Source organism: Arthrobacter sp. TmtSoilC48 (assembly GCF_059739425.1).
The window spans coordinates 2596343-2620603 of record NZ_AP046049.1; the positions used below are offsets into that span (position 1 = coordinate 2596343).

The window sequence follows — 24261 nt, forward strand, 5'->3', positions numbered from 1 at the left end:
GTGGACGTTGCATGAGGTGTTGCAATGTCATCATACGCATCGTGTTACTGTGAACTTGTGCGTGCGGGAATGCTTCTTCTTAGCTGCCGCGGCGAGGCCTGAAAGCTATCTGAAAAGCTGGGCCACCCTCGCCGCGGAGTTTCGTTGTGCCCGGCTAAGCTTTCATTTAGATCTTAGAGAAAAGGCCACACGACATGCGTAATGCACAAAAGCCCTCCGGTATGCCGATTCACCGTTACCTGCCGTTCCAGGACCAGATCACTGTCGAAGTTCCGGATCGTACCTGGCCGGACAAAGTCATCACCAAGGCCCCGCGCTGGTGTGCAGTGGACCTGCGCGATGGTAACCAGGCACTGATCGATCCCATGAGCCCGGCGCGCAAGCTGAAGATGTTCCAGCTGCTGGTCAACATGGGATTCAAGGAGATCGAGGTTGGGTTCCCCTCCGCTTCCCAGACCGACTTTGATTTCGTTCGGCAGCTGATCGAAGGCGGCCATATACCGGACGATGTCACTATCCAGGTCCTCACCCAGGCGCGTGAACACCTGATTGAACGGACCTATGAGTCCTTGGTGGGTGCCAAGCAGGCGATCGTGCACCTGTACAACTCCACTTCTGTGCTGCAGCGCCGGGTTGTCTTCAACCAGGACGAGGACGGCATCCTCGATATCGCCCTGCAGGGTGCCCGGCTGTGCAAAAAGTACGAAGAGACGCTGACCGATACCCACATCACCTACGAGTACTCTCCGGAGTCGTTCACGGGAACCGAGCTGGAGTATGCAGCCCGGGTCTGCAATGCAATCGCAGATGTGTTTGAAGCGTCAGCGGACAAGCAGGTCATTATCAACCTGCCGGCCACGGTGGAGATGGCAACCCCCAACGTCTATGCCGACTCCATTGAGTGGATGCACCGCAATCTGCATCCCCGTGACGGCATCATCATTTCACTGCACCCGCACAACGATCGCGGTACCGGCGTTGCTGCCGCGGAACTCGGCTACCTGGCTGGAGCAGACCGCATTGAGGGCTGCCTGTTCGGCAATGGTGAGCGCACAGGAAACGTTGACCTCGTCACCCTGGGCCTGAACATGTTTGTCCAGGGCGTGGACCCCATGATCAATTTCTCCGACATCGACGAGATCCGCCGCACGGTTGAGTACTGCAACCAGTTGCCCGTTCCCGAACGTTCGCCGTACGGTGGCGACCTCGTCTTCACAGCCTTTTCCGGTTCGCACCAGGACGCCATCAAGAAGGGCTTCGAAGCACTCGAGAAGGATGCGGCTGCGGCAGGGGTGCCCGTGGACGACTTCACCTGGCAGGTTCCGTACCTGCCTATCGACCCCAAGGACCTGGGCCGAAGCTATGAAGCTGTCATCAGGGTCAACTCTCAGTCCGGCAAGGGCGGCGTCGCCTACCTGCTGAAGAACGAGCACAATCTCGATCTGCCGCGGCGCGCCCAGATTGAATTCTCCGGCGTCATCCAGCGCCGCACAGATGCTGTTGGTGGCGAGGTCAGCGGGGCGCAGCTCTGGCAGATCTTCCAGGACGAATACCTGCCCTCCGATGAGGAACAAGCCCAGTGGGGCCGGTACTCACTGGGCAGCGTAAGCACGGAAACGGATGAGTCCGGCGCTATGACCATGAACGCAAACCTGCGGATTGATGGCGTAGAGGTGCGCAGGACCGGCCACGGTAATGGTCCAATCGCCGCGCTCCTGGACATCCTGCACCACGACGGCGTCGATGTCCGTGTGCTCGACTACAGCGAACACGCATTGTCAGAGGGCGGCAGCGCAAGTGCGGCTGCTTATGTTGAATGCGCGGTGGGCGAACGCGTCCTCTGGGGCGTGGGAATTGATCCCAGCACCACGACGTCCTCGCTGAAGGCGCTGATCTCGGCTGTAAACCGGGCAGTTCGGGACGCCCAGGCCTAACGCCAAGACCGTGTGGTGACGGGAAATACCGTCACCACACGGTCTTGTGGTCCTTCCAGGCCGCTGGCTTAGTGCGAAGATTAGTTGTGGCCAATCCCTCCTCATTTGCAGCGCGGTCCTACCGGGACGATGCCGTTGTGCTCCGCACCCATAAGTTGGGCGAGGCAGATCGGATTATTACCCTGCTGACCAAGCATCACGGGCAAGTACGTGCGGTCGCAAAAGGTGTGCGGAGGACCACCAGCCGTTTCGGCGCCCGGCTGGAGCCGTTCATGGTGGCCGACTTGCAGCTCATCTCTGGCCGAACCCTGGATATCGTCACCCAGGCTGTTGCCAAAGGCGCCTATGGAAGCAGCATTGCGGCGGACTATGGCCGCTTCACTGTAGCTGCTGCCATGACAGAGACGGCCGAGAAGCTTACGGACGCGGACGCCGAATCCGGCACGGCCCAGTACAACCTCTTGGTAGGTGCCTTGGCGGCGCTCAGCCGCTCGGACCATGCCCCCGAACTTATTCTGGACTCCTATCTCTTGCGCGCATTGGCCACAGGCGGATGGGCGCCGAGCTTTACTGATTGCGCCCGGTGCGGCAAGCCCGGACTGCACACGGCCTTTGCTGCGCCACTCGGGGGTATGGTGTGTGGCGATTGCCGCCCGCCTGGCTCACCGGCTCCGGCGCCGGAAACCGTGGTGTTGCTCGGAGCCCTCCTGACCGGGGATTGGGGCGTAGCTGACGCCTCGGACCCGAGGCATCGACGCGAAGCAGCCGGACTGGTGGCCAGTTACCTGCAATGGCATTTGGAACGCGCCTTGAAATCACTCAAACACGTGGAGCGAAGCTGACTGTGGCACTTGGAAAGAAAAGCAAGACAACCCCGGCGCGGACTTCGCCCGTAGTGGCCCCTTACGGACATCCTTCAGGTGCCGTTCCGCCCAACATTCCAAGTGAACTTATTCCGCAGCATGTAGCGATTGTCATGGATGGCAATGGACGTTGGGCCAACCAGCGGGGACTGCCGCGAATCGAGGGGCACAAGGCCGGCGAGCCGGCACTGCTGGACGTTATGGCCGGCGCCATTGAGCTAGGCATCAAGTACGTCAGCGTGTACGCGTTTTCCACGGAGAATTGGCGGCGATCCCCGGAGGAAGTCCGCTTCCTCATGGGATTTAACAAGGATGTGCTACGTCGCCAACGCAATCAGCTCGATGAATGGGGAGTCCGGATCCGCTGGGCCGGTCGACGCCCCAGGCTCTGGGGCTCGGTGATCCGTGAGCTTGAAGAGGCCGAGGAATTTACCAAGGCCAATAACACCTGCACGTTGACCATGTGTGTTAATTACGGTGGCCGGGCAGAAATCGCCGACGCCGTCTCTGCCATAGCTGAGGACGTTGCTGCCGGGCGCCTTAAGCCAGGATCGGTGACGGAGAAGACCATCCAGAAGTACCTGGACGAGCCCGACCTCCCCGACGTAGATCTCTTCCTGCGCAGTTCCGGGGAGCAGAGGCTGTCAAACTTCCTGCTGTGGCAGTCCGCATACGCCGAATTCGTCTTTATGGACACGTTGTGGCCGGACGTAGACAGGCGAACGCTCTGGGACGCCGTCGAAATATATGCCAAGCGGGATCGCCGCTACGGCGGGGCGGTTGACGCAGCCCCAGCCGGAAAGTGAGCGGCCCCAGCCGGAAAGTAGCGGGCCCGCTACTTCAATACGGGTAGGACGAAAGCCAGACCGACACATCGCGGTACGCCTGTTGGCGGATGGTCCTCCGCGACAAGAAGATGTCGTGCAGCGCCCCTGGGTAGCGGAACACAGCTGTTCGCCTGCCCAGGCCCAGCGCGCGCCGGGATGTCTCCTCGACGTCGATCACGGCGTCGGCCCTCATGAGGTCCGACGTCCATTCGGCCTGGATCCGGGTCCGGCCCGATAAAAGGACCAGCACCGGGGCATCGATATTGAGTTTGCGCTCTACCGCTTTGTGGCCGGCAAGCACTGCCTTCGTCCAGCCAGCGCGGATGGGGAATGAGCTGCGCGGACGCCAGACGGGATCCAGCGGCCACTCGCCGTGGGCCTGGTTGCTGACGCTCTCCCAGTACGCAGGCATTTCAGGGAACCTGAACGGACGCTTGGGGTCGGTCCGCGCGAACGGCTCCACCACATGCATGGCGATGCTGCGAATCAGGCTGCTGCCTTGGAGCTCCAGCCATGGCGAGTTCAGGACAAGTGTCCCGATCCTGCCTGGATGGCGGTCCGCCCACAGAGAAGCAATCAGACCTCCCAGGGAGTGCGCAAGCATATGGATGGTTGGCGACGCCGGACTGTTGGTTCTGGCCACAACGTCCCGTTCGATCTCCAGCAAAGCTGCTTCGATGTCTTCGTCGTAGACAGCCAGATCGGTTGTGTATCCGGGAGTCTGACCAGGCAGCAGGCTGCGCCCAAATTTCCGAAGGTCCAGCGCGTAGAAATGAAAGCCGGACGCCGTCAGGTACTCGGCGAGTTCGGTCTGGAGGAAGTAGTCAGCCCAGCCGTGCAGGTATAGGACCACCCGCGGTGCCCCCGTGGGATCCATGGACGCCGCACGACGCCTGCGTTGCGTGAAGGTGGAGAAGAAATCAAGGATGCCATGAGGGGCTACGGCTGTGACGGGCGGGGCATGCCTGACGAGTGTTGCTTTGACGGGGCCCTCCTCGTCAGGAGACAGGGGGAGTTCCAGTCGTTCGTATCCGGTGCCCAGGATGTCCGGTTGCCAAAGATGTACCGATTCTTCGGTGGTGGTCATGCGTCCCCCTCCTGCCGTACCTGCGGCAAGTCACTCTCCATGTACCCGCGAATCCATCGTGAAAGCCTCGCGTAGGCATCTGCCCGGACGTCTGGTGCGGACAGGAAGACATCATGCAGCCCGCCATCCACTCTTTCCAGAGTCACACTGCGACCCAAGGCCATGGCACGCAGTGCGATGATGCCGACGTCCAATACAGCATCCGAACGCCGCATGGACTCCTGCCACACCATTCCGTTGGCGCTGGCTGTCGATGTCAGAACCAGCACCGGGATGTCCAGGTCCAGGCCGCGTGCAACCTGTGAGTGGCCGGCCAGGACGGCGCTCAGCCAACCGGCCCTGACGGGAAAGGCCAGGGGTGGCCGGTACTTTTCATCCAGCGGCCATTCGCCTTCCGCGGTATTGCTGATGCTGCGGAAGTAGAATCCACGCTCCGGCAGCCTTAAGACCATCTCGGGCCGGACCCTGGCAATGGGTCCCACCATTGCTTGGGCGGCGCGCCTGACAAGTGAGCTGCCATGCATTTCAAGCCAAGGGCTGTTGAGGATCAGGTGCTGCACCCGGCCTGGGTGCTTGCTCGTCCACAGTGCTGCGATGAGGCCCCCGGTGGAATGGCCCATCAGGGCAACACCATTTCTGAGAGGTCCCGTGCTGTCGCTGTGGATGACCTCGAGGGCACGGCTGATTTCGGCGTCGTAGTCCCCAAGATTGGCCACGTACCCGCCCGGCGAACCTGAAGTCAGGCTCCTTCCATGGTTATGCATGTCCAATGCATAGAATTCGTACCCGTGCCCTGCCCAAAACCTGGCAAGTTCCACATTGAAGAAGTAGTCGCTCCAGCCATGCAGGAACAGCAACGCGCCGTGCGTGGCCTGGCCCTCCTGGGTGGTCGACTCCGGCCGGTGACGGACCAGGGTTGCACGGCGCACCACGCCGTCAGGTCCTTCGACGTCCAAGGCGCATGACTGGAAGTCCATTCCCAGTATGTCGGTCGACCAATCCATGCCTTCAGCTTAGACACTCGCCGCTGCGTCGCGTCCCGCGGCCCTGCCTGTGAAAAGACATCCACCCAGGAAGGTTCCTTCCAGGGCCCTGTACCCATGGATGCCGCCTCCGCCGAAGCCCGCCGCTTCACCGGCTGCATAAAGGCCCGGGATCACCCGGTCTTCCTGGTCCAGGACCCGGGACCTGAGGTCAGTCTTCAGCCCTCCCAGGGTTTTCCTTGTGAGGATGGACAGCCTGATGGCAATGAGCGGTCCGTGGGCAGGATCGGCCAGGCGGTGTGGGGGAGCCACGCGCATCAGTTTGTCAGTGGCAAAACGGCGGGCCGCGCGGATAGCAGCCAATTGGGGGTCCTTGCCCAGTCCGCTTGCCACTTGAAGGTCGCGGGCGCGCACCAGCGCGTCCAGGTGGTCAGCGCTGATCAGTTGATTGCCCGTGAGTGCGTTCATTTTCCCGGCCAGGTCATGGGGCGAGGATGCCTGAATGAAGTCGATGCCTTTGTCCAGGAAACGTTGTATGGGGGTATCGCTGCCTGGCTTCAGTCGGGAAACGAGCAGTGAAACGTCCCTCCCGGTCAGGTCCGGGTTCTGCTCGGATCCGGAAAGCGCGAGTTCCTTGAGCGCAATGGTGCGGTTCAGGACGAACCACGAATAACTGTGACCGGTGGCGACGATGTGGCGCAGCGCGCCAAGGGAATCGAAGCCTGGAAACAGAGGCGCCGGCAGCTGTTGCCCATCGGCATCCAACCACAGTGATGACGGACCGGGAAGGATGCGGATGCCGTGCTTGGGCCACACGGGATCGTAGTTATGGATGCCCTCGGGGTAATGCCACATGCGGTCTCCGTTCACCAACGATGCACCGAGGGATTCCGCAACAGGAAGGAAATTACCATCCACTGAAGCGGGAACACCGCTGAGCATGTCAGCCGGTGCAGCGTTGTCCGGCCATTGCCGGCGCACGGTCTCGTGATTGCCGCCGATGCCGCCTGTAGTCACTACGACAGCGCCCGCCCTGGCCTCGAAACCCCCGACGGCGGTTCGCGAGGACGCTTGGCCGCGCACCGCCGTCGAGGGTTCCAGAATCTGGCCCGTGACACCTGCCACCCTGCCGGCCGTCGTCGACAGCCCAGTAGCCCTGTGCCGGAAGTGCAGCGACACCCTCCCCGTTTGGACACCTTCCTGCACCTTGGCCAAAAACGGTTCCACGAGGGCGGGGCCCGTTCCCCACGTGACGTGGAACCGGGGAACGGTGTTTCCGTGTCCCTGTGGGCCATAACCTCCGCGTTCTGCCCATTGCACCAAAGGGAAGATTCCGACGTCGAGGCTTTTCAACCAGGCGCGCTTCTCACCGGAGGCAAAGTGGACATAGGCTTCGGCCCACTGCCGCGCCATCCCATCGTGTGGCCGGTCAAAGCCCGCGGAGGCCACCCAGTCCGAGAGCGCCAATTCAGCGCTATCCCTGACACCGAGCCGGCGCTGCTCCGGCGTGTCGACCATGAACAGGCCCCCGAAGGACCAATGCGCCTGTCCACCCAGGGATGCCGCTGGCTCCTGGTCCAGGATCGCCACGCGCTTGCCTGCCGCATAGGCGGTTGCTGCCGCTACCAGTCCGGACAAGCCTGCACCTACAACGATGACGTCGGCGAGGATTGGATTCCCATGATCTGCATCACGATCTTGTAGCGGCATGCGTACATGCTAGCCGCAGGCAAGGTCACGGGTTTGGTGTGTTGTCAGTAAACCGGAAAACTAGGACCATGCGTGTTTACCCCACCTTCTTCAAGCTCGCCTTCTCCTGGATGGATGCCGAGAAAGCCCACAAGATCGGCTTTCAAGCGATCCGGGCGGCCCACCGCACCGGCGCAGGCAGGGTTCTTGCCAGGATCACAGCTCCGGATGCATCCCTTCGAACCGAGGCGCTTGGGTTGACGTTCCCCTCTCCCTTCGGTTTGGCAGCCGGCTTTGACAAGGAAGGACACGGAATCGAAGCGCTGGCCGATCTGGGATTTGGCCACGTAGAGGTGGGAACCATCACCGGGCAGGCGCAGCCTGGCAACGAAAAGCCGCGTTTGTTCCGATTGATTGACGACCGCGCCGTCATCAACCGGATGGGCTTCAACAACGACGGCGCAGCAGCTGTGGCTCCGCGACTCAAGTCGGCGAAAGCTGCACTGCAGCGCCTTCACGCCGATGTACGTCCCGTGATTGGTGTCAACATCGGCAAGACGAAAGTTGTTGAGCTGCATGAGGCCACAGAAGACTACCTCGTCAGCGCCCGGAGCCTCGCTCCTGCGGCCGACTACCTCGTGGTCAATGTCAGTTCGCCAAACACGCCGGGACTGCGGCTGCTCCAGAACGTGGAAACTCTTCGGCCGCTGCTCCGGGCCGTGGGGGATGCCGCAGATGAAGCTGCTGGCCGCCATGTTCCCCTGCTCGTCAAGATAGCGCCTGACCTGAGCAACGAGGACATCGACGACGTCGCCCGGCTTGCGCTTGACCTCAAGCTGGACGGCATCATTGCAACCAACACCACCATCGCCCGGGACGGCCTCGTCACTGATGCTGCGAAGGTTGGATCGCTGGGAGCCGGTGGGCTTTCAGGTGCACCGCTGAAGCAGCGGTCACTGGAGGTCCTGCGACGACTCAAGGACGCCGTCGGTGACCAGCTGGTACTGATTGCCGTGGGCGGCGTGGAGTCCGCCCAGGATGTCCAGGACCGTTTGAATGCTGGGGCAACCCTGGTGCAGGGCTACACCGCGTTCCTCTACGAGGGCCCGTTCTGGGCATCACGCATCAACAAGGGCCTCGTGAAGATCCGGAAGCGGGACTCCCGCTAGTCAAAACGTGGGTTATAGGACAAAACGTGTGTATGGGAGGGGCTTGCATTCCAGTGATCGCGGGGGAAATCCGGGTTAGCTAAGCTTTTGAAGCTTAGGGTGGCTGGGGTGCTTGCATATCTCCGGAGTGTTTGATTTGTGGTCGCGGGCTGGTTCGGAACGGGAAAACAGCTGCCGGGAAGCAGCGGTACCGGTGCCTGGAGTGCGGGGCGAGCCGCTCGGGTGAACGTCCCGATGTGAGCCGCCGGGCTGAATTGGATGCGTTCCTGGGCTGGCTGCTGGGCACGTCAAACCAGTCCGCGGCAACCTCGTTCGGCACCGCCCGTTCCTTCCGGCGCCGAACAGGGTGGTGCTGGAACATCGCCCCGAAGATTCCGGCCACGGGCGAGGTCCATAACCAGGTCCAGGTCGACGGGATTTATGTGGGCTCGTGGTGCTGTTTGATCGCTGTGGCCGGGGATTACGTGCTGGGTTGGCAGTGGTGCGATACCGAGAAGAAGGCCGCGTGGGCTGCCCTGCTCGCACGGTTCCCCGCCCCCACCGTCGTGGTCACCGATGGTGGCTCCGGCATCGCAGCGGCCCTGTCCGAGTGCTGGAGTGAGACCGCGGTTCAGCGGTGCCTGGTCCACGTCCAACGCAACGTCCGCACCTACCTGACCGGCCGGCCCAGGACTGAGGCGGGCAAGGCGTTGCTGCGGCTCGGGCGCGCCCTAACGAGGATCACCACCGCGGCCGAAGCCGCCGCGTGGCTGGGCGGGCTCCATGACTGGCACCAGAGCTACGGGAACCTGGTCAAAGCCCGCACCTATCGCAACGGCAGCGCCGTTGTGCCCGGGTGGGTCAGGGCGAATCAAACCTGGTGGTACACCCACGACAGGCTCCGTAAGGCCTACCGGCTGTTGGAACGGCTCAGCCAGGCCGGGACACTTTTCACCTACCTGCGCGCCGAGTTCGCCGGCCTCCAGATCGCCTCGACCACCAACCGCATTGAAGGCGGCACCAACGCCCAACTCCGGTTACTGCTGCGGGCCCACCGGGGCATGAGCGAAGAGCACCGCAAACGGGCGATCGAGTGGTACCTCTACCTCCACAGCGAACAGCCCCTGCCACCGGCGAAACTCATCAAAGCCCAGCACCACCACCCGGCCAAGACCGAAACCAGGACCCCGATCGAGCAGGAACCCGGGCCCGAGCTCTACAGCACCGGACTCAGCGCCGAGGAAGGCCTCTGGGACCGCAAAGGCTGGGCCGGACGCACATGACACACCCGGGATTTACACACGTTTTGTCCTATAACCCCAAAACGTCCACCTGGGAACGAATCGAAACGAAGGCCCATACGAAGAACCCCGGACCAATGGTCCGGGGTTCTTCGTATGAGTAGTGGGGTCGGGGCCTCTTTGGCGTGCCGCTACGCGGGGTACTGGCCTCGCTTGACCTGTGGCTTGGGGAGGCGGAGCTTGCGGAACTGCAGGGCACGCATGCATCCGTACCAGATTGCACCACGCTCGACTTCGCCGAACTTCTCGCCCAGGCGCTTGCGGAGCTTGCGTGAAAGGATGAAAGCATCCACGAAGACGGCAAGGAACATGATCCAGAATCCAACCAGGACATAAGTAATCTGTGCACTGTTGGCCGGGACGATAAGCGAGATCACCACGAAAAGCAGGGCGCCGAACATCAGGTATTCGCCGAGGCTGAACCGGGCGTCCACATAATCCCGAACGAAGCGCTTCTGGGGACCCTTGTCCCTCAGGGGCAGGTACTTTTCGTCACCTGTATCCAGCGCCTGCCGCATCTTCTGGCGCTGGTCCTGAATCGCGACGCGTTCGGCCTCCTTGGAAGCTTTGCGGTCGTTGGGCACCAGTGGGCGCTTGCGGGCTGCCTCCTGGTCCTTCCGCTTGGGGGTAGGGGCGCCCTTTCCGGCACCTGGCTCCTGGGCGGCGGCTTGGGCCTGGTCTACTACTGCTTGAGCGCTGGGCTCTTCCTTTTTGCGTCCGAACACCCATACAGAATACCCCGCAGGAAGGTGGCGAAGATTACGGACGGCCGTGGTCTCCCTCCAGCCTGGCAGCCCACCGCGCCTTCCTTTGCCTTCCCGAAGTCAGCTGTAAAGTTTGGGCATGACATCAGAACATGCGGAGATCCCGCAGAATCAGCGACGGAACTCCGGCCACAGCACTGAGCGCCCGTCGTCGAACGAGACCATCCGCTCCGAAGTCGTGGCCGCTTTGGCCAAAGCAGTCGATGAGTCATTCAGCGCGACTCTTGGCGCCCTGAAGGACCTTGTCGGTATCCCGGGAATCGCGTGGCCAAGCTTCGAACCCGCCGAACTGGATCGCAGCGCCGAAGCTGTCGCCTCCTTGGTAAGGGCAACGGGAATGGATGACGTACGAATTCTGCGCTGCGACAAACCGGACGGGACGCCCGGGGGTCCCGCCGTCGTCGCCCGCCGTCCGGCCGGCGAGGGCAAGCCCACGATTCTCTTGTACGCGCACCATGACGTCCAGCCGCCCGGCGATCGGGCGCTTTGGGCTTCCGAGCCTTTCATCGCGGAGGAACGGGAAGGCCGGCTCTATGGTCGCGGCGCGGCTGACGATAAAGCCGGCATCATGGCCCATCTGGCTGCTTACACGGCTGCGACAAAGGTCCTGGGGGATGGGTTTGGCCTCGGCGTGACGCTCTTCTTTGAAGGCGAGGAAGAAGCGGGGTCGCCCACCTTCAGGACATTCCTTGAGGAACATCGCGAGCTTCTCCGATCCGATGTGATTGTGGTGGCGGACTCCAGCAACTGGAAGGTCGGCATTCCTGCCTTGACCACCAGCCTGCGTGGGCTCGTGGATGGCACGTTCGAAGTCCGTGTGCTGGAACATGCGGTGCATTCGGGAATGTACGGTGGCCCGGTGCTGGACGCTCCGACCCTGCTGTCCCGCCTCATTGCGACCCTCCACGATCACGAAGGTAATGTCGCTGTGGCCGGGCTCGTTGGAAATGACAACGTTGCGGTTGACCTGACGGAGGCCGAATACCGCGCCGACGCTTCAGTGCTCGACGGCGTCAAACTCGCCGGGGGCGGGACGATCGGTTCGCGTTTGTGGACCAAGCCGGCGTTGTCCATCATCGGCATGGATGTTCCTGCCGTTGCCGTTGCCTCCAATACGCTCATTCCCTCAGCCCGCGCCAAATTCAGCATGCGCCTGGCTCCCGGACAGGATCCCGACGCCGCTATGGAGGCTTTGAAGAGCCATGTTGAGTCCCACGCACCATTTGGCGCCGAAGTAACATTTACGCCGGGGGAGAGGGGCAATGCCTTTTCGACCGATACCTCGTCGGCAGCTGCCAGGGTGGCACTCTGGGCCTTGGGGGAAGCCTGGGGAGTCCAACCAGTGGAAATGGGAATCGGCGGTTCCATCCCGTTCATTGCCGACCTGACCGAGATGTATCCCGATGTCCAGATTCTGGTGACAGGCGTAGAAGATCCGGATTCCCGCGCCCACAGTGCCAATGAATCGCTGCACATAGGCGATTTCCGTAATGCTGTGCTGGCGGAGTCGCTGATGCTGGCGCGGCTTAACGCTGAAGGCCTTGATGGCTGAGCAGCGCAATGGCGTTACAAGGTGTCGTTTATGGGTGGCGGGGCAGGCCGGGAACAAGTAAATGCGGTCCGTGGTTACGTCAGAAGTTATAGCTCAGCGTCTGCGCGACGTAGCATGGAGCTATAACCCGTACGTAATTGGGTAAGGGCAGGCTGCGTTCCGGCGCCGCCGCCAGGAGCGTCATAAGAAGGTAGGCCAATGAGCACTGCAACCAACGAAAACAGCACCGGAGCACAGCTCGTCCCAGACGAGGAGCTTCCCACGCACGAGGTCAATCTGACCGATGTCGCAGCAGGCAAGGTCCGTAGCCTCCTCGAACAGGAAGGGCGCACCGATCTGCGTCTGCGCGTTGCAGTCCAGCCGGGCGGCTGCTCGGGCTTGATCTACCAGCTCTACTTCGACGAGCGCCTTCTCGACGGCGATGCCGTCCGCGACTACGACGGCGTCGAGGTCGTAGTGGACAAGATGAGCGTGCCCTACCTGAGTGGGGCCAGCATTGACTTCGAGGACACCATCTCGAAGCAGGGCTTCACCATTGATAACCCGAACGCCGGCGGGTCTTGCGCTTGCGGCGACTCGTTCCACTGACGTGAGCTATCGCCGCATGTCGGCGCCCCTCTGCATGCGTTCCAACGCATTCGGAGCCACGGCGCCGACATGTGCGCGAAAACCGCTTCATAGCGGTAAGCTCTACATCGGGTAGTAAAACTTTTTAGTGTGCCCGGTGGCCTTTGGCCTGCCGGGAGACAGCAACAAGAGGAAGGGCCGTCTGTGAGTTCGCAGAACCGAACCGGCAGCCGACGCATAAAGATCACCTCGATCACTGGCTTGGCACTAGCCGGCGCGTTGGTTTTGACCGGATGTTCACCAGAGGTAGAGAAGGGTTGGCTGCCAACTGAGCGCGGCACGACCAACCACACTGACCGGATCATGGACCTCTGGGTCAACTCATGGATCGCCGCCTTGGCAGTCGGTATCATCACGTGGGGCCTTCTGGTCTGGTGCATCATCGCTTACCGCCGCCGTAAGGGCACCACGGGATTCCCGAAGCAGCTCAGCTATAACCTGCCGCTTGAGGTCTTCTATTTGACCATTCCGCTGTTCATGGTGCTGGTGTTCTTCTACTTCACCGACCAGGACCAGCGTGCGATCGATGACCGCTCACAGCCGGCAGACGTCGTCGTTGACGTCCGCGGCAAGCAGTGGGCCTGGGACTTCAACTACAAAAAGGGCGAGGTCATCAACGAAGACCTCCACGAGGCCGGCGTTCAGGCCCACCTGACCGGCAACGAAGTCAACAAAGAACTCCTCCCCACGCTGTACTTGCCCGTTGGCAAGTCGGTTGACCTGGAGCTGAACTCCCGCGATGTCATCCACTCTTTCTGGGTTCCGGCCTTCCTGCAGAAGCGGGACATGATCCCCGGCAAGACCAACTACATCAGGTTCACTCCCACCAAGGAGGGCACTTTCGATGGCAAGTGCGCCGAACTCTGCGGTGAATACCACTCCGAAATGCTGTTCCGCGTCAAGGTTGTCTCCGAGTCTGAATTCCAGGCCCACATGGACAAGCTTCGCCAGGACGGCAACACGGGCCTGCTCGGTGCGGAATACGACCGCAACCCGGACCTGATCGAAACCAAGTAAGGGGAGCGACGTGGCTACTTACACTCAATCCGCCGGGACCCTAGAGGCTCCCGTAGTTCCTAAATCCAAGGGACGCATAGTCGTCAACTGGATCACCTCCACGGACCACAAGACCATCGGGTACATGTACCTCATCGCGTCCTTTGTGTTCTTCTGCCTCGGCGGCGTCATGGCGCTGTTGATCCGTGCTGAGCTGTTCGAACCTGGTATGCAGATCCTGCAGACCAAGGAACAGTACAACCAGATGTTCACGATGCACGGCACCGTGATGCTCCTGATGTTCGCGACGCCGCTCTTCGCCGGCTTTGCCAACGTCATCATGCCGCTTCAAATTGGTGCTCCCGACGTCGCCTTCCCGCGTTTGAACGCACTGGCCTTCTGGTTCTTCCTCTTCGGTTCCACCATTGCGGTCTCCGGCTTCATCACCCCGCAGGGTGCTGCATCCTTTGGTTGGTTCGCCTACGCGCCCCTGTCCAACACGACGTTCAGCCCGGGCGTTGGTGGCGACCTTTGGGTCTTCGGCCTTGCTCTTTCCGGTTTTGGAACGATCCTCGGTGCGGTGAACTTCATCACCACCATCATCTGCATGCGTGCCCCCGGCATGACCATGTGGCGCATGCCCATCTTCACCTGGAACACCCTCGTCACGGCCATCCTGGTCCTGATGGCTTTCCCGCCGCTGGCAGCAGCCCTGTTTGCCCTCGGTGCAGACCGTCGCTTTGGTGCCCACATCTTTGATCCCGAAAACGGCGGCGCAGTGCTCTGGCAGCACCTGTTCTGGTTCTTCGGCCACCCCGAGGTGTACATCATCGCCCTGCCGTTCTTCGGCATCGTGTCTGAGATCTTCCCGGTGTTCAGCCGCAAGCCGATCTTCGGTTACAAGGGCCTTGTCTACGCGACCATCGCCATTGCTGCACTCTCCGTCACTGTGTGGGCACACCACATGTACGTGACTGGTTCTGTGTTGCTTCCGTTCTTCGCCTTCATGACCATGCTGATCGCCGTGCCTACCGGTGTGAAGTTCTTCAACTGGATCGGTACCCTCTGGCAGGGCTCCATCACCTTCGAGACTCCGATGCTCTGGAGCATTGGCTTCCTGGTGACCTTCCTCTTCGGTGGCCTCACCGGTATTATCCTGGCGTCGCCGCCGCTGGACTTCCACGTCTCGGACTCGTACTTCGTCGTGGCCCACTTCCACTACGTCGTCTTCGGTACGGTTGTGTTCGCCATGTTCGCCGGCTTCTACTTCTGGTGGCCGAAGTGGACTGGCAAGATGCTCAACGAACGCCTTGGCAAGATTCACTTCTGGCTGCTCTTCCTTGGCTTCCACGGCACCTTCCTGATCCAGCACTGGCTGGGTGTTGAGGGTATGCCCCGCCGGTATGCGGACTACATGCCGCAGGACAACTTCACCTGGATGAACCAGTTCTCCACGATCTCGTCCTTCGTCCTGGGTGCCTCGCTGCTGCCGTTCTTCTGGAACGTCTACATCACGTGGCGCAGCAACAAGAAGGTAGAAGTCGATGACCCCTGGGGCTTCGGTGCATCGCTGGAATGGGCAACTTCGTGCCCGCCGCCGCGCCACAACTTCACCTCCCTGCCCCGTATCCGTTCTGAGCGCCCGGCACTGGACCTTCACCACCCGGAGTTGGCCCAGGTCCACACCGCACAGTCCCCGGAACCGGCAGCAGTGCTGCTCGGTAACGCCGACCAGAAGGACGTCCGCAAGTGAAAATCGAGTCATGGCTCTTTGGAGCCGGAGTTTTCTTCTTCGTCCCCGTCGCCATTGCGTACGGATTCCTGACGCAGTGGTCCGAATGGGTCGGCGTCCTGGGCATCCTGCTCGTGGGCGGCTTGGCCGGCATGATCGGTGCCTACCTGGGCTTCACGGGAAGGCGCATCGGTATGCGCCCGGAAGATCGTCCCGATGCTGAAATCCACGAGGGCGCCGGCGAGCAGGGTCACTTCAGCCCCTGGAGCTGGTGGCCGCTGGTCCTTGGTCTGTCATGTGCCGCTGGATTCCTCGGCTTGGCCGTTGGCTTCTGGGTGACCTACATCGCGGGTGGCCTTGCCCTGGTGGCACTGGTTGGCTGGGTCTTCGAATACAGCCGTGGCGACCACGCACACTAACGGCACAACAACATAACGACGACGGGCCCCACCTTTTGGTGGGGCCCGTTCTCGTGGTTGGGGCGTCAACGGGCCTGAGTGCCCTCCAGAACGGCAGAAAGGCCCACGAGGGCATTGTTGGCGTCAGAGACACTTTGATCGTCTTGGAGCGCCTCCACGGCCACCTCAAGGAGTACCTCGCAGCCATGGCCAAAGTCTTCTGTCATGACTTCAAGGAGCGAGCGTGCATCTACAGGCGGCCGGTCAGGCTTCCTGATCGTAACTGGCAGCCCAGTGTCGGTCACGGCACGAACAAACACCGCTGCCGCCCGCGCGTGCAACCCTATTTCTGCTGCGACGAAGGATTTCTGCTCCGGCAAGCCAGCTCCTTTGCTAAGACGGGATATCCGTCCGGGAAATTTGATCCATACAAGCGTAGCCGCCGCCTGGCCCGCTCTCCACATCGCGCAGTGCGGCTGGTCTAGACCTGTGCCCCGGCTGATCTACCCTTAAGGCATGACCTATTTGATGTTGGGAGCTCGTCATGCCTGAAGCCGCGAGTATCGCCGGTGAAATTGACCGGACCAGCAGCACCCCTATTTACATCCAGCTCCGGGAGATATTGAGGAGTTTCATAGCCCAGTCATGTCCGCCAGGCTCGTCGCTGCCGTCTGAGCGGGACCTTTCCCTACGATTTGGTCTTGCGAGGATGACCGTACGGCAAGCCATTGATGCCTTGGTGGGTGAGGAAGTCATTGAGCGGGTGGTGGGACTCGGTACGTTCGTTAAGAAGCCCAAACTCGATCTCCAGGTGAAGCTGACCTCATACAGCGAGGAGATGCAACGACGAGGGATGGTTCCGGCTGCAAAGGTGTTGAGCTTTGAACAGATTGCCGCCAGTGCTTTTCTGGCGCGGGAGCTTCAGCTTGAGGAAGGCACGCCGTTGGTCCGTTTCCGGCGGTTGCTGTTGGCCGACAACGAACCCATGAGCGTCGACGAGAACTTCATTCCGGCACACCGCGTCCCGGGGCTGTTGGATGAGGCGCCCCCCACTTCGCTCTACAACGTGCTCAGCGAACGCTACGGCCTCGTCATGGAATGGGGCGAGGACATGATTGAGGCCACGGCGGCATCCCCTTCAACGGCGAGGTTGTTGAACGTGGACGTGGGCTCACCCCTGTTAAAGATCCAGCGCCATGCCTTCGTGGCCCGGGCAATGGTGGACTACTCCGTTTCCTACTACCGGGCCGACCGCTACAAGCTTTGGATTCCGCTGCAGCGGCCAGGGGTCCGGCCCACACGCAACTACTCCTCCGGTTACCGAACCCAATAGAGCCGGGAGCGGTCCGTATCGGGTCCATCACACACTGCAAAAACAACAGGGAAGGGCACGATCCTTATGGATCGTGCCCTTCCCTGTTTTCAAGCCGTAACTAGTGGCTGAGGCTCTTCTGGTCCTCGCCAGCTTCGATGGCCTCGTGGTGGCCATGCGCGTGGGCTGCTTCGAGTTCCGCCGGAGTTGCCGGAGCAACACGGTCTTCGAAGAACCACTTGGAGAGTGCTGCACGGCGCTTTTCCTTGCGGGTTACCACCCCGTGCTCGTTCGGCGTCGCCGGCAACGGAACCGGAGATTCGAATCCAACGAGCTTGTAGCGCTTGTACTCGTCCAGGGGAGCGTGTACTTCGATGAACTCACCGTGGGGGAGCCGTACGATGCGGCCGGTCTCACGCCCGTGGAGGGCGATCTCGCGGTCCTTGCGCTGCAGTGCCAGTGCGATTCGCTTGGTCACGATGAAAGCGAGAACCGGGCCGATAAAGAACAGTGTGCGCAGCCAGTACGTGACATCGTTCAGGGATACGTGGAAATGCGTGGCGATGAGGTCCGAACCTGCCGCAGCCCACATGACGCAGTACCAGGTGAAACCGGCAACACCGATCGCGGTACGGGTAGGTGCGTTGCGGGGACGATCAAGGACGTGGTGCTCGCGGTTGTCCTTGGTGACCCAGCGTTCAATCCACGGGTACATGAACAGCACGGTGAAGATGATGCCGGCAGGCACGAGTGCCGGGAGCAGGACGTTCAGGGTCAGCGTGTGTCCGAAGACGATGTACTCAAAGTGGAAGTTGTTGACGACACCAGGCATGAGGCGAAGTGCACCGTCAACGAATCCGATGTACCAGTCAGGCTGGGTACCTGCGGAAACCGGTGAGGGGTCGTAGGGACCGTAGTTCCAGATCGGGTTGATCGTAAAGGCAGCTGCCATTAGGGCCAGCACACCGAAGACGATGAAGAAGAACCCGCCGGCCTTGGCAGCGTAAACCGGGCCGAGGGGGTAGCCGACGACGTTGCCGTCATTGCGCCCAGGGCCGGGGTACTGAGTGTGCTTGTGCACGACAACCATGAACAGGTGAATCACGATCATCAGCAGAATCAGTGCCGGGACCAGAAGGATGTGAAGCACATACAGACGACCAATGATCGCTGTGCCCGGGAATTCTCCACCGAAGAGGAAGAACGAGATGTAGGTACCAATGACCGGAATGGACTTGATAACGCCATCGATGATGCGCAGACCGTTGCCGGAAAGGAGGTCATCGGGGAGGGAGTAGCCAGTGAAGCCGGCAGCCATGGCCAGAATCAGCAGGACGCCGCCCACTACCCAGTTCATTTCACGGGGCTTGCGGAACGCGCCAGTGAAGAACACACGCAGCATGTGGACACCAAGGGATGCCACGAACAGCAGTGCCGCCCAGTGGTGCACCTGACGCATGAAGAGGCCACCGCGGACATCGAAGGAGATGTTCAGCGATGAGCTGTAGGCCACCGACATTTCGACGTTGTACAACGGCGTGTAGGAACCCTGGTAGTGGGTTTCAGCCATCGAGGGGTCGAAGAAGAAGGTCAGGAACGTACCCGACATCAGCAGGATGACGAAGGAGTACAGCGCCACCTCACCGAACATGAATGACCAGTGGTCAGGAAACACCTTCCGGCCGAACTCGCGCAGGATGCCGGAACCGCCTACACGCTCGTCTACGAAGTCAGTGAAACGGCCAACTTTGGTCTTCGCTACGAAGGGGGCTTCAGCTGTTGATGAGGCGCTCATGCTCGTCACGCTCCCAGTAACTCGGTCCTACAGGTTCTTTGAAGTCGCTGGTAGCGACGAGGTAGCCTTCTGCGTCAACTGCGATGGGCAGCTGGGGGAGCGGACGGCTGGCCGGTCCAAAGATGACCTTGCATTCCTGCGTGAGGTCGAACGTGGACTGGTGGCACGGGCACAGCAGGTGGTGGGTCTGCTGCTCGTAAAGAGCAACGGGGCAACCAACGTGCGTGCAGATCTTGGAGTAAGCAACAATGCCGTTGTAGCTCCAGTCCTCGCGGCCCTCGGAAGGGTTCAGCGAGTTCGGATCCAAACGCATCAGCAGAACGACGGCCTTGGCCTTTTCGTTCAGCTTGCCCTCGTGAAGTTCGTTGAGGCCCTCGGGAATGACGTGGAAGGCCGAACCGATGGTGACATCCGAAGCCTTGATGGGAGTGCCATCGGGGTCGCGGGTAAGTCGCTTGAGCTTGCCACCTTCAGGAGCCCACATGGTGTGTGCGAGCTTGTCATCCGGACGCGGTCCCAAGTCGCCGAAAATGGCGAGGGCAGGGAGCGGAGCAAGGGCAACGGCACCAAGAAGGGTGTTGCGGATCAGCGGGCGGCGCTTAATGCCGGTTTCCTCGACGATGTCGTCGACGATACGCACTGCAGCCTGGCGATCTTCCTCATGACGGATAGCGTGGCGCTCCTCCGACACTTCGTGATCGGGCATCAGGGCCTTGGCCCAGTGCACGATACCAGTGCCGATGCCGAGCATTGCGAACGCCGTACCCAGGCCCAGGAGCAGGTTCTGGGTACGGATGTTTGCAATCGTCGAATCGTCGCCCAGATCGATGGCGAAGTACGCCACCAGGAAGATCAGCGTGCCAATGACGGAGGTGCCAAACAAAATGGCTACCTGACGTTCGGCTCGCTTTGCGGCTACCGGGTCCGTGTCAGCCAGGCGCAAACGATGCGGAGGAAGTCCAGGATCCTGGAACTTCTCCACCTCATTCTGACCAGCCGTAGCTACGGTGCCCGAGTGGTTCGGACTGCCGTCACTATGGTTGCCCATAATTCGCCTCATCCTTCTCTCGTTGTCTCGGCCTGAGCCGAGTTAATTTTCAGTTCGAAACTGCTGACCATGCAGCAGAAGTTTGTTGTCTCGTCCGGACTATGACGTGCGTGACGTCAGCCAGATGGTGAAGGCGATGATGACGCCCAAGCCGGCAATCCAGACGAAGAGACCCTCTGATACGGGGCCAAGGGAGCCGAGATCGGCACCGCCCGGCGAGCCGTTGGCTTCGATGGTCTTGAGGAAGGTGATGATGTCGCGCTTACCTTCGGGGGAGACATTCGAGTCGTTGAACACAGGCATGTTCTGCGGGCCTGTGGCCATGGCTTCGTAGATGTGCTTTCCAGTGACATCGGCCAGCGCCGGAGCGAACTTGCCGCGCGTCAGGGCGCCACCGGCTGCTGCAGCGTTATGGCACATGGCGCAGTTGACTCGGAAGAGCTCGCCACCATTGGCTGCATCTCCCTTTTCGTCAAGGAGGTGCTCTTCCGGAATCGCAGGGCCTGCGCCGAGCGATGCAACGTAAGCGGCCAGTTGGCTGGTCTGCTCCTCGTTGAACTGGACGGGCTTCTTCTGCGCCTGGGGGCCGTTCATCTGCATGGGCATACGGCCGGTGCCAACCTGGAAGTCAACTGCTGCGGCACCCACGCCGACCAGCGAGGGGCCGTCCTTGGTTCCGCTTGCACCCATGCCGTGGCAGGTGGCGCAGTTGGCAGCAAACAATTTGCCGCCTTGTTCTACGTCACTTGCGCTGTAGCTGGTGGTGTCGGCCTTGGCCTGGTTGACAGATGTGGCAACGGCGTACAGCCCACCAGTGAGGAGGAGGCCCATCAGCAGCAGCGCAATGGCTGCCAGTGGGTGACGTCGCTTCTGCGAGAGTGCCTTCACGTGGTGGTTCCTTTATTCGATCCTGCGTCGGCTCCGCGAGCCGCTTCTTGAAATTCTGCCTCTTGTAGAAAAAGAGTCAAAGCCGGGCTACTTCAGGACGTAGATGACCAGGAAGAGGCCAATCCAGACGACGTCAACGAAGTGCCAGTAGTACGAGGTGACGATCGCTGATGTCGCTTCAAAGTGCCCAAACTTCTTGGCGGCAAACGCGCGGCCAATAATGAACAGGAACGCGATCAAACCGCCGATGACGTGCAGGCCGTGGAAGCCTGTGGTCATGTAGAAGGCGGAACCGTAGGCATTGGATGACAGGGAAACGTGCTCGGAGACGAGCATGGCGTACTCCGTTGTCTGTCCGGCCACGAAGAAGGCACCCATGATGAAGGTGAGAACGAACCATTCGCTCATGCCCCAGCGGGTGAACTGCAGGCGTCCGCCGGTGCGGCGCGGTTCAAGCCGCTCAGCGGCGAAGACGCCCATCTGGCAAGTAAAGGAACTGGCCACGAGGACGATCGTGTTGACGAGCGCAAACGGGAAGTTGAGCTTGGCCGACTCCTCGGCCCACATCAGTCCCGATGTGGAACGCAGGGTGAAGTACATGGCAAAGAGACCGGCGAAGAACATCAACTCACTGGACAGCCAAACAACGGTTCCAACAGAAACCAGATTGGGGCGGTTCAGCGTCGGGTGCGCCGGGGTACTGGGGGCATGGGTCGCAGATGTCACAAGGACATTATGTCTGTAAAAGTCCAGAGTTCCCAATGCAAACCACCGATTCGGGAGACTTTTTCTACAAAGACGCGAAATCGCGCGGAAAAGTTCCCGGTCAGGTTCACATTGGTCATCGGCGTAGCCCGGTCGATAGCATCAGGGGGTGACTTCTCCGGCATCGGCACCTGCAGCCAGCAATACCTGGCCAGGGCTCATCTCAGCACTGATCAACGGCGACGACCTTTCAGTGGGCAACACTGAGTGGGCCATGAACACGATCATGGCCGGCGAAGCAACTCCTGCCCAGATCGCGGGTTTCCTGGTTGCCCTTCGCGCCAAGGGCGAAACAGTGGAAGAACTGGCCGGTCTTGTGGAGGCGATGCTCCAGAATGCCAACCCGATACAGATCTCCGGTGAAAAGCTGGACATCGTGGGCACAGGCGGGGACAGGCTCAACACCGTCAACATCTCAACCATGGCAGCCCTTGTTGCGGCCGGTGCAGGCGCGAAAGTCGTCAAGCACGGAAACCGGGCGGCGTCGTCTACGTCCGGCTCTGCTGATGTATTGGAAGCCCTGGGTGTCCGCCTGGACCTTTCCATTGAGCAGGTTGCCCGGAATGCGGAGGAGGCGGGAATCACATTCTGCTTTGCGCAGGTTTTCCATCCCTCGTTCCGTCATACTGCGGTACCCCGGCGGGAGCTGGCAGTGCCCACGGCCTTCAATTTTCTCGGCCCCATGACCAATCCTGCTCATGTCCAGGCCTCGGCAGTCGGCGTCGCCAACGCCCGGATGGCTCCTCTGGTAGCGGGAGTCCTTGCCCGTCGCGGCAGCCGCGGCCTCGTGTTCCGCGGTGACGATGGGCTGGACGAATTGACGCCCACAGGCCCATCGACCGTCTGGGAGATTAGGAACGGAACTGTCACTGAACAGGTCTTCTCACCCGCTGAGCTCGGTATCGAACCGTCCACCGTTGCGGATCTGCGGGGCGGGGACGCCGCTGCAAATGCAGTGGTTGTGCGTGAGGTCCTTGACGGCAAGACAGGTCCTGTGCGTGATGCTGTCCTCTTGAATGCCGCCGCTGGCTTGGTGTCCGTTGATCTGAACGCCGACGGTGACCTTTTGGATCGGATGCGGGCTGCCTTCACACTGGCAGCCGACTCCGTTGATTCAGGTAAGGCCGCCGGTGTCCTGACCAAGTGGATTGCCCTTAGCCAGGCCTCCAAGGGCTAGTCCAGGGGTTCTTGGCCCTATTCGAATCCCAAGGCAAAGGCGGCGTCGAGATCGTGCTGCGAGTACGCACGGAACGCTATGTGCGTAGTGGTGTGGACCACTGAATCCACCTTCGACAGGCGGTCAGCAATGACGTCCGCGAGGTCTTCATGCTTGGACACTCTGGCTACAGCGATCAGGTCCCATTCTCCAGTGACGGAATAGACCTCACTGATGCCTTGGATGGCCGAAATCTGCTCGGCGGTTTCCGGAATGCGCGAAGCGTCGGTCTTGATCAGGACGAAAGCGGTGATCACGTGGGGCCTTTCCGGAAAAGCTTCATTGCGGACGCACTTCAGCCTAGTACATGGGAGAAGCCGGGGAACCTTTTCAGGCCTTGGAGTGGCGCTTTCGTGACGCACGCAGAATTAGCGCGAGAATGGCGCGGTAGCCGAGCAGGAAAACATCCAGGCTGATTAGTGCCACGATGACAAAGGGCAACACCACCGTCTGGCCGGTTACCGCCCTGAGCAGCATGCCGATCACTACGGCACCGATCCAGACAGAAACGCCGGAAGGCCAGAGGGCATAGGGCGCACGCCAAACCCTTGCGACCAGCCAGGCAACGCCGGCACCGGCGAGGAAGGGCCAGGCTGTGACAAAGGCACCCGTGACGATGTCGCCCCGGGCGTGGGCATCCCGGCCAATTGCGGCGAAGACAAGAATCAATACGAGGTCGGCGGCGGCAGCAGGGATCCAGGATCTGGGCGATGATGGCATGTTCTGACATTATCCGGGTGGAAGTGCTGGCGCGAAGTTGACGGGCCGCAGGTTCTCTCTTGCGCTTGGTTTCTGCTGCGTCCACGATGACTGACAGGAACAAGGACGCACCCCACTTACTGGAGGAGATCATGCGATTCGTTCAAGTAGCCCAGCACGCCGAGGACCTGAAGCGCGCGGCGGCCTTCTACGCTGCACTGCTGGGCGCCGATCCTAAGGCCTTGTACGACCCTCCCGGGCTCCTCTTCTTTGACGTCGGTGGCGTGCGGCTTCTGCTGGAGAAGGGAGCGCCATCATCCCTGCTCTATTTCGAGGTTGGAGACCTGCATGGCACGGTGGCGGCAATGAGGAGCAGGGGTGTGAAGATCATTTTGGAGCCGCACATCATCTTCACCCATGAGGATGACCTCCTCGGACCGGCCGATTCAGAGGAGTGGATGGCCTTCATCGAGGACAGCGAGGCCAATACCGTAGGCCTGGTCAGCCGGATCAGGACGGCAGGAGACTAACTCGTGCTTGATCTGCCGGCCGCGCCGGCTGGTGCGCATCACGCATCCGGCGACAACCGCCGTCGGGCGTTGTGTGGTGGAACCCACGCGACTAGCCTCAGTCGGGG

24 protein-coding genes are annotated in these 24261 nt (G+C 61.0%); 13 read left to right on the top strand and 11 right to left on the bottom strand.

Translation table 11 applies throughout. The annotated features are described in order from the left end of the window. Positions 1-194 precede the first annotated feature (194 nt). The 3 genes from leuA (at position 195) to AC6I97_RS12230 (ending at position 3603) form a co-directional block, all read left to right on the top strand. Complete coding sequence (gene leuA / locus AC6I97_RS12220; RefSeq protein ID WP_223932971.1) at positions 195-1934, top strand: 2-isopropylmalate synthase; 1740 nt, start codon at positions 195-197, stop codon at positions 1932-1934. Positions 1935-2020: 86 nt separating this feature from the next. Further along, the gene (recO, locus tag AC6I97_RS12225; RefSeq protein WP_224090460.1) at positions 2021-2776 is read left to right on the top strand and encodes a DNA repair protein RecO; all 756 of its coding nucleotides are present in this window, start codon (positions 2021-2023) and stop codon (positions 2774-2776) included. A gap of 2 nt (positions 2777-2778) precedes the next feature. Next, positions 2779-3603: an isoprenyl transferase gene (locus tag AC6I97_RS12230; RefSeq protein WP_224164445.1), complete on the top strand. Its 825-nt coding sequence runs from the start codon at positions 2779-2781 to the stop codon at positions 3601-3603. A 34-nt stretch (positions 3604-3637) separates the two neighbouring features. Here AC6I97_RS12230 and AC6I97_RS12235 read toward each other — a convergent pair whose 3' ends face one another. From AC6I97_RS12235 to AC6I97_RS12245, 3 genes are read right to left on the bottom strand one after another with little or no spacing between them, the layout of a single operon-like run. Next, entirely contained in the window at positions 3638-4711 is a 1074-nt protein-coding gene (locus tag AC6I97_RS12235; RefSeq protein WP_497944982.1) for an alpha/beta hydrolase, read from the bottom strand. Further along, a complete protein-coding gene (locus tag AC6I97_RS12240; protein ID WP_497944983.1) occupies positions 4708-5715 on the bottom strand; it encodes an alpha/beta hydrolase in 1008 nt (335 codons plus the stop codon). Before AC6I97_RS12240 ends, AC6I97_RS12235 begins: the two co-directional genes overlap by 4 nt. A gap of 9 nt (positions 5716-5724) precedes the next feature. After that, positions 5725-7404 (bottom strand): FAD-binding dehydrogenase, encoded by a 1680-nt coding sequence (locus AC6I97_RS12245; RefSeq protein ID WP_497944984.1) that lies wholly within the window; start codon positions 7402-7404, stop codon positions 5725-5727. Positions 7405-7472: 68 nt separating this feature from the next. Here AC6I97_RS12245 and AC6I97_RS12250 point away from each other — a divergent pair, with 68 nt between their 5' ends. Then, positions 7473-8552, top strand: coding sequence for a quinone-dependent dihydroorotate dehydrogenase (locus AC6I97_RS12250; RefSeq protein WP_497944985.1), 1080 nt, complete (start codon positions 7473-7475; stop codon positions 8550-8552). A gap of 131 nt (positions 8553-8683) precedes the next feature. Continuing rightward, positions 8684-9814, top strand: a complete 1131-nt coding sequence (locus AC6I97_RS12255) for an IS1249 family transposase (RefSeq protein ID WP_497944986.1) — start codon at positions 8684-8686, stop codon at positions 9812-9814. A gap of 149 nt (positions 9815-9963) precedes the next feature. On the opposite strand, the gene AC6I97_RS12260 is transcribed toward AC6I97_RS12255, so the two are convergent. After that, on the bottom strand, positions 9964-10557 hold the full coding sequence (locus AC6I97_RS12260; RefSeq protein WP_224090454.1) for a DUF3043 domain-containing protein: 594 nt from the start codon (positions 10555-10557) through the stop codon (positions 9964-9966). 118 nt (positions 10558-10675) lie between these two features. On the opposite strand from AC6I97_RS12260, the gene AC6I97_RS12265 reads away from it, so the two are divergent. The 5 genes from AC6I97_RS12265 to AC6I97_RS12285 all read left to right on the top strand — a co-directional run bounded on the left by AC6I97_RS12265 (position 10676) and on the right by AC6I97_RS12285 (position 15922). Beyond that, positions 10676-12148: a dipeptidase gene (locus AC6I97_RS12265; RefSeq protein ID WP_497944987.1), complete on the top strand. Its 1473-nt coding sequence runs from the start codon at positions 10676-10678 to the stop codon at positions 12146-12148. Positions 12149-12346: 198 nt separating this feature from the next. Further along, on the top strand, positions 12347-12736 hold the full coding sequence (locus AC6I97_RS12270; RefSeq protein ID WP_216925609.1) for a HesB/IscA family protein: 390 nt from the start codon (positions 12347-12349) through the stop codon (positions 12734-12736). Between the two features lie 183 nt (positions 12737-12919). After that, positions 12920-13792, top strand: a complete 873-nt coding sequence (gene ctaC, locus AC6I97_RS12275) for an aa3-type cytochrome oxidase subunit II (protein WP_497944988.1) — start codon at positions 12920-12922, stop codon at positions 13790-13792. 10 nt (positions 13793-13802) lie between these two features. Beyond that, the gene (gene ctaD, locus AC6I97_RS12280) at positions 13803-15524 is read left to right on the top strand and encodes an aa3-type cytochrome oxidase subunit I (RefSeq protein WP_497944989.1); all 1722 of its coding nucleotides are present in this window, start codon (positions 13803-13805) and stop codon (positions 15522-15524) included. Then, the gene (locus AC6I97_RS12285; protein WP_497944990.1) at positions 15521-15922 is read left to right on the top strand and encodes a cytochrome c oxidase subunit 4; all 402 of its coding nucleotides are present in this window, start codon (positions 15521-15523) and stop codon (positions 15920-15922) included. The genes ctaD and AC6I97_RS12285 overlap by 4 nt, the downstream gene beginning before the upstream one ends. Before the next feature lie 65 nt (positions 15923-15987). On the opposite strand, the gene AC6I97_RS12290 is transcribed toward AC6I97_RS12285, so the two are convergent. Next, positions 15988-16281 (bottom strand): HPr family phosphocarrier protein, encoded by a 294-nt coding sequence (locus tag AC6I97_RS12290; protein ID WP_497944991.1) that lies wholly within the window; start codon positions 16279-16281, stop codon positions 15988-15990. A gap of 164 nt (positions 16282-16445) precedes the next feature. On the opposite strand from AC6I97_RS12290, the gene AC6I97_RS12295 reads away from it, so the two are divergent. Then, the gene (locus AC6I97_RS12295) at positions 16446-17234 is read left to right on the top strand and encodes a GntR family transcriptional regulator (RefSeq protein ID WP_497944992.1); all 789 of its coding nucleotides are present in this window, start codon (positions 16446-16448) and stop codon (positions 17232-17234) included. A 100-nt stretch (positions 17235-17334) separates the two neighbouring features. Here AC6I97_RS12295 and qcrB read toward each other — a convergent pair whose 3' ends face one another. From qcrB to ctaE, 4 genes are all read right to left on the bottom strand, one after another. Beyond that, positions 17335-19008: a cytochrome bc1 complex cytochrome b subunit gene (gene qcrB / locus AC6I97_RS12300; RefSeq protein ID WP_224164438.1), complete on the bottom strand. Its 1674-nt coding sequence runs from the start codon at positions 19006-19008 to the stop codon at positions 17335-17337. Further along, entirely contained in the window at positions 18986-20056 is a 1071-nt protein-coding gene (gene qcrA, locus AC6I97_RS12305; RefSeq protein ID WP_224090445.1) for a cytochrome bc1 complex Rieske iron-sulfur subunit, read from the bottom strand. The genes qcrB and qcrA overlap by 23 nt, the downstream gene beginning before the upstream one ends. 99 nt (positions 20057-20155) lie before the next feature. Further along, positions 20156-20944, bottom strand: coding sequence for a cytochrome bc1 complex diheme cytochrome c subunit (gene qcrC, locus AC6I97_RS12310; RefSeq protein ID WP_224090444.1), 789 nt, complete (start codon positions 20942-20944; stop codon positions 20156-20158). Between the two features lie 87 nt (positions 20945-21031). Continuing rightward, positions 21032-21670 (bottom strand): aa3-type cytochrome oxidase subunit III, encoded by a 639-nt coding sequence (gene ctaE, locus AC6I97_RS12315; RefSeq protein WP_309929666.1) that lies wholly within the window; start codon positions 21668-21670, stop codon positions 21032-21034. 148 nt (positions 21671-21818) lie between these two features. Between ctaE and trpD the strand changes: the two genes are divergently transcribed. After that, positions 21819-22886 carry an anthranilate phosphoribosyltransferase gene (trpD, locus tag AC6I97_RS12320; protein WP_224164437.1) on the top strand — a complete coding sequence of 356 codons (1068 nt, stop codon included), beginning with the start codon at positions 21819-21821 and terminating at the stop codon, positions 22884-22886. Between the two features lie 17 nt (positions 22887-22903). On the opposite strand, the gene AC6I97_RS12325 is transcribed toward trpD, so the two are convergent. After that, complete coding sequence (locus tag AC6I97_RS12325; protein ID WP_223932953.1) at positions 22904-23182, bottom strand: Lrp/AsnC family transcriptional regulator; 279 nt, start codon at positions 23180-23182, stop codon at positions 22904-22906. Positions 23183-23255: 73 nt separating this feature from the next. After that, on the bottom strand, positions 23256-23645 hold the full coding sequence (locus tag AC6I97_RS12330; RefSeq protein ID WP_497944993.1) for a DUF3054 domain-containing protein: 390 nt from the start codon (positions 23643-23645) through the stop codon (positions 23256-23258). A gap of 131 nt (positions 23646-23776) precedes the next feature. On the opposite strand from AC6I97_RS12330, the gene AC6I97_RS12335 reads away from it, so the two are divergent. Next, complete coding sequence (locus tag AC6I97_RS12335; RefSeq protein WP_497947074.1) at positions 23777-24154, top strand: VOC family protein; 378 nt, start codon at positions 23777-23779, stop codon at positions 24152-24154. Positions 24155-24261 lie beyond the last annotated feature (107 nt).

Excerpts from the sequence above, each read along its gene's own strand:
- AC6I97_RS12235 (WP_497944982.1), bottom strand. The coding sequence starts at position 4,711 with ATGACCACCACCGAAGAATCGGTACATCTTTGGCAACCGGACATCCTG.
- AC6I97_RS12270 (WP_216925609.1), top strand. The coding sequence starts at position 12,347 with ATGAGCACTGCAACCAACGAAAACAGCACCGGAGCACAGCTCGTCCCA.
- AC6I97_RS12245 (WP_497944984.1), bottom strand. The coding sequence starts at position 7,404 with ATGCCGCTACAAGATCGTGATGCAGATCATGGGAATCCAATCCTCGCC.
- AC6I97_RS12330 (WP_497944993.1), bottom strand. The coding sequence starts at position 23,645 with ATGCCATCATCGCCCAGATCCTGGATCCCTGCTGCCGCCGCCGACCTC.
- leuA (WP_223932971.1), top strand. The coding sequence starts at position 195 with ATGCGTAATGCACAAAAGCCCTCCGGTATGCCGATTCACCGTTACCTG.
- AC6I97_RS12250 (WP_497944985.1), top strand. The coding sequence starts at position 7,473 with ATGCGTGTTTACCCCACCTTCTTCAAGCTCGCCTTCTCCTGGATGGAT.
- AC6I97_RS12295 (WP_497944992.1), top strand. The coding sequence starts at position 16,446 with ATGCCTGAAGCCGCGAGTATCGCCGGTGAAATTGACCGGACCAGCAGC.
- qcrB (WP_224164438.1), bottom strand. The coding sequence starts at position 19,008 with ATGAGCGCCTCATCAACAGCTGAAGCCCCCTTCGTAGCGAAGACCAAA.
- AC6I97_RS12265 (WP_497944987.1), top strand. The coding sequence starts at position 10,676 with ATGACATCAGAACATGCGGAGATCCCGCAGAATCAGCGACGGAACTCC.
- qcrA (WP_224090445.1), bottom strand. The coding sequence starts at position 20,056 with ATGGGCAACCATAGTGACGGCAGTCCGAACCACTCGGGCACCGTAGCT.
- AC6I97_RS12335 (WP_497947074.1), top strand. The coding sequence starts at position 23,777 with ATGCGATTCGTTCAAGTAGCCCAGCACGCCGAGGACCTGAAGCGCGCG.
- AC6I97_RS12240 (WP_497944983.1), bottom strand. The coding sequence starts at position 5,715 with ATGGATTGGTCGACCGACATACTGGGAATGGACTTCCAGTCATGCGCC.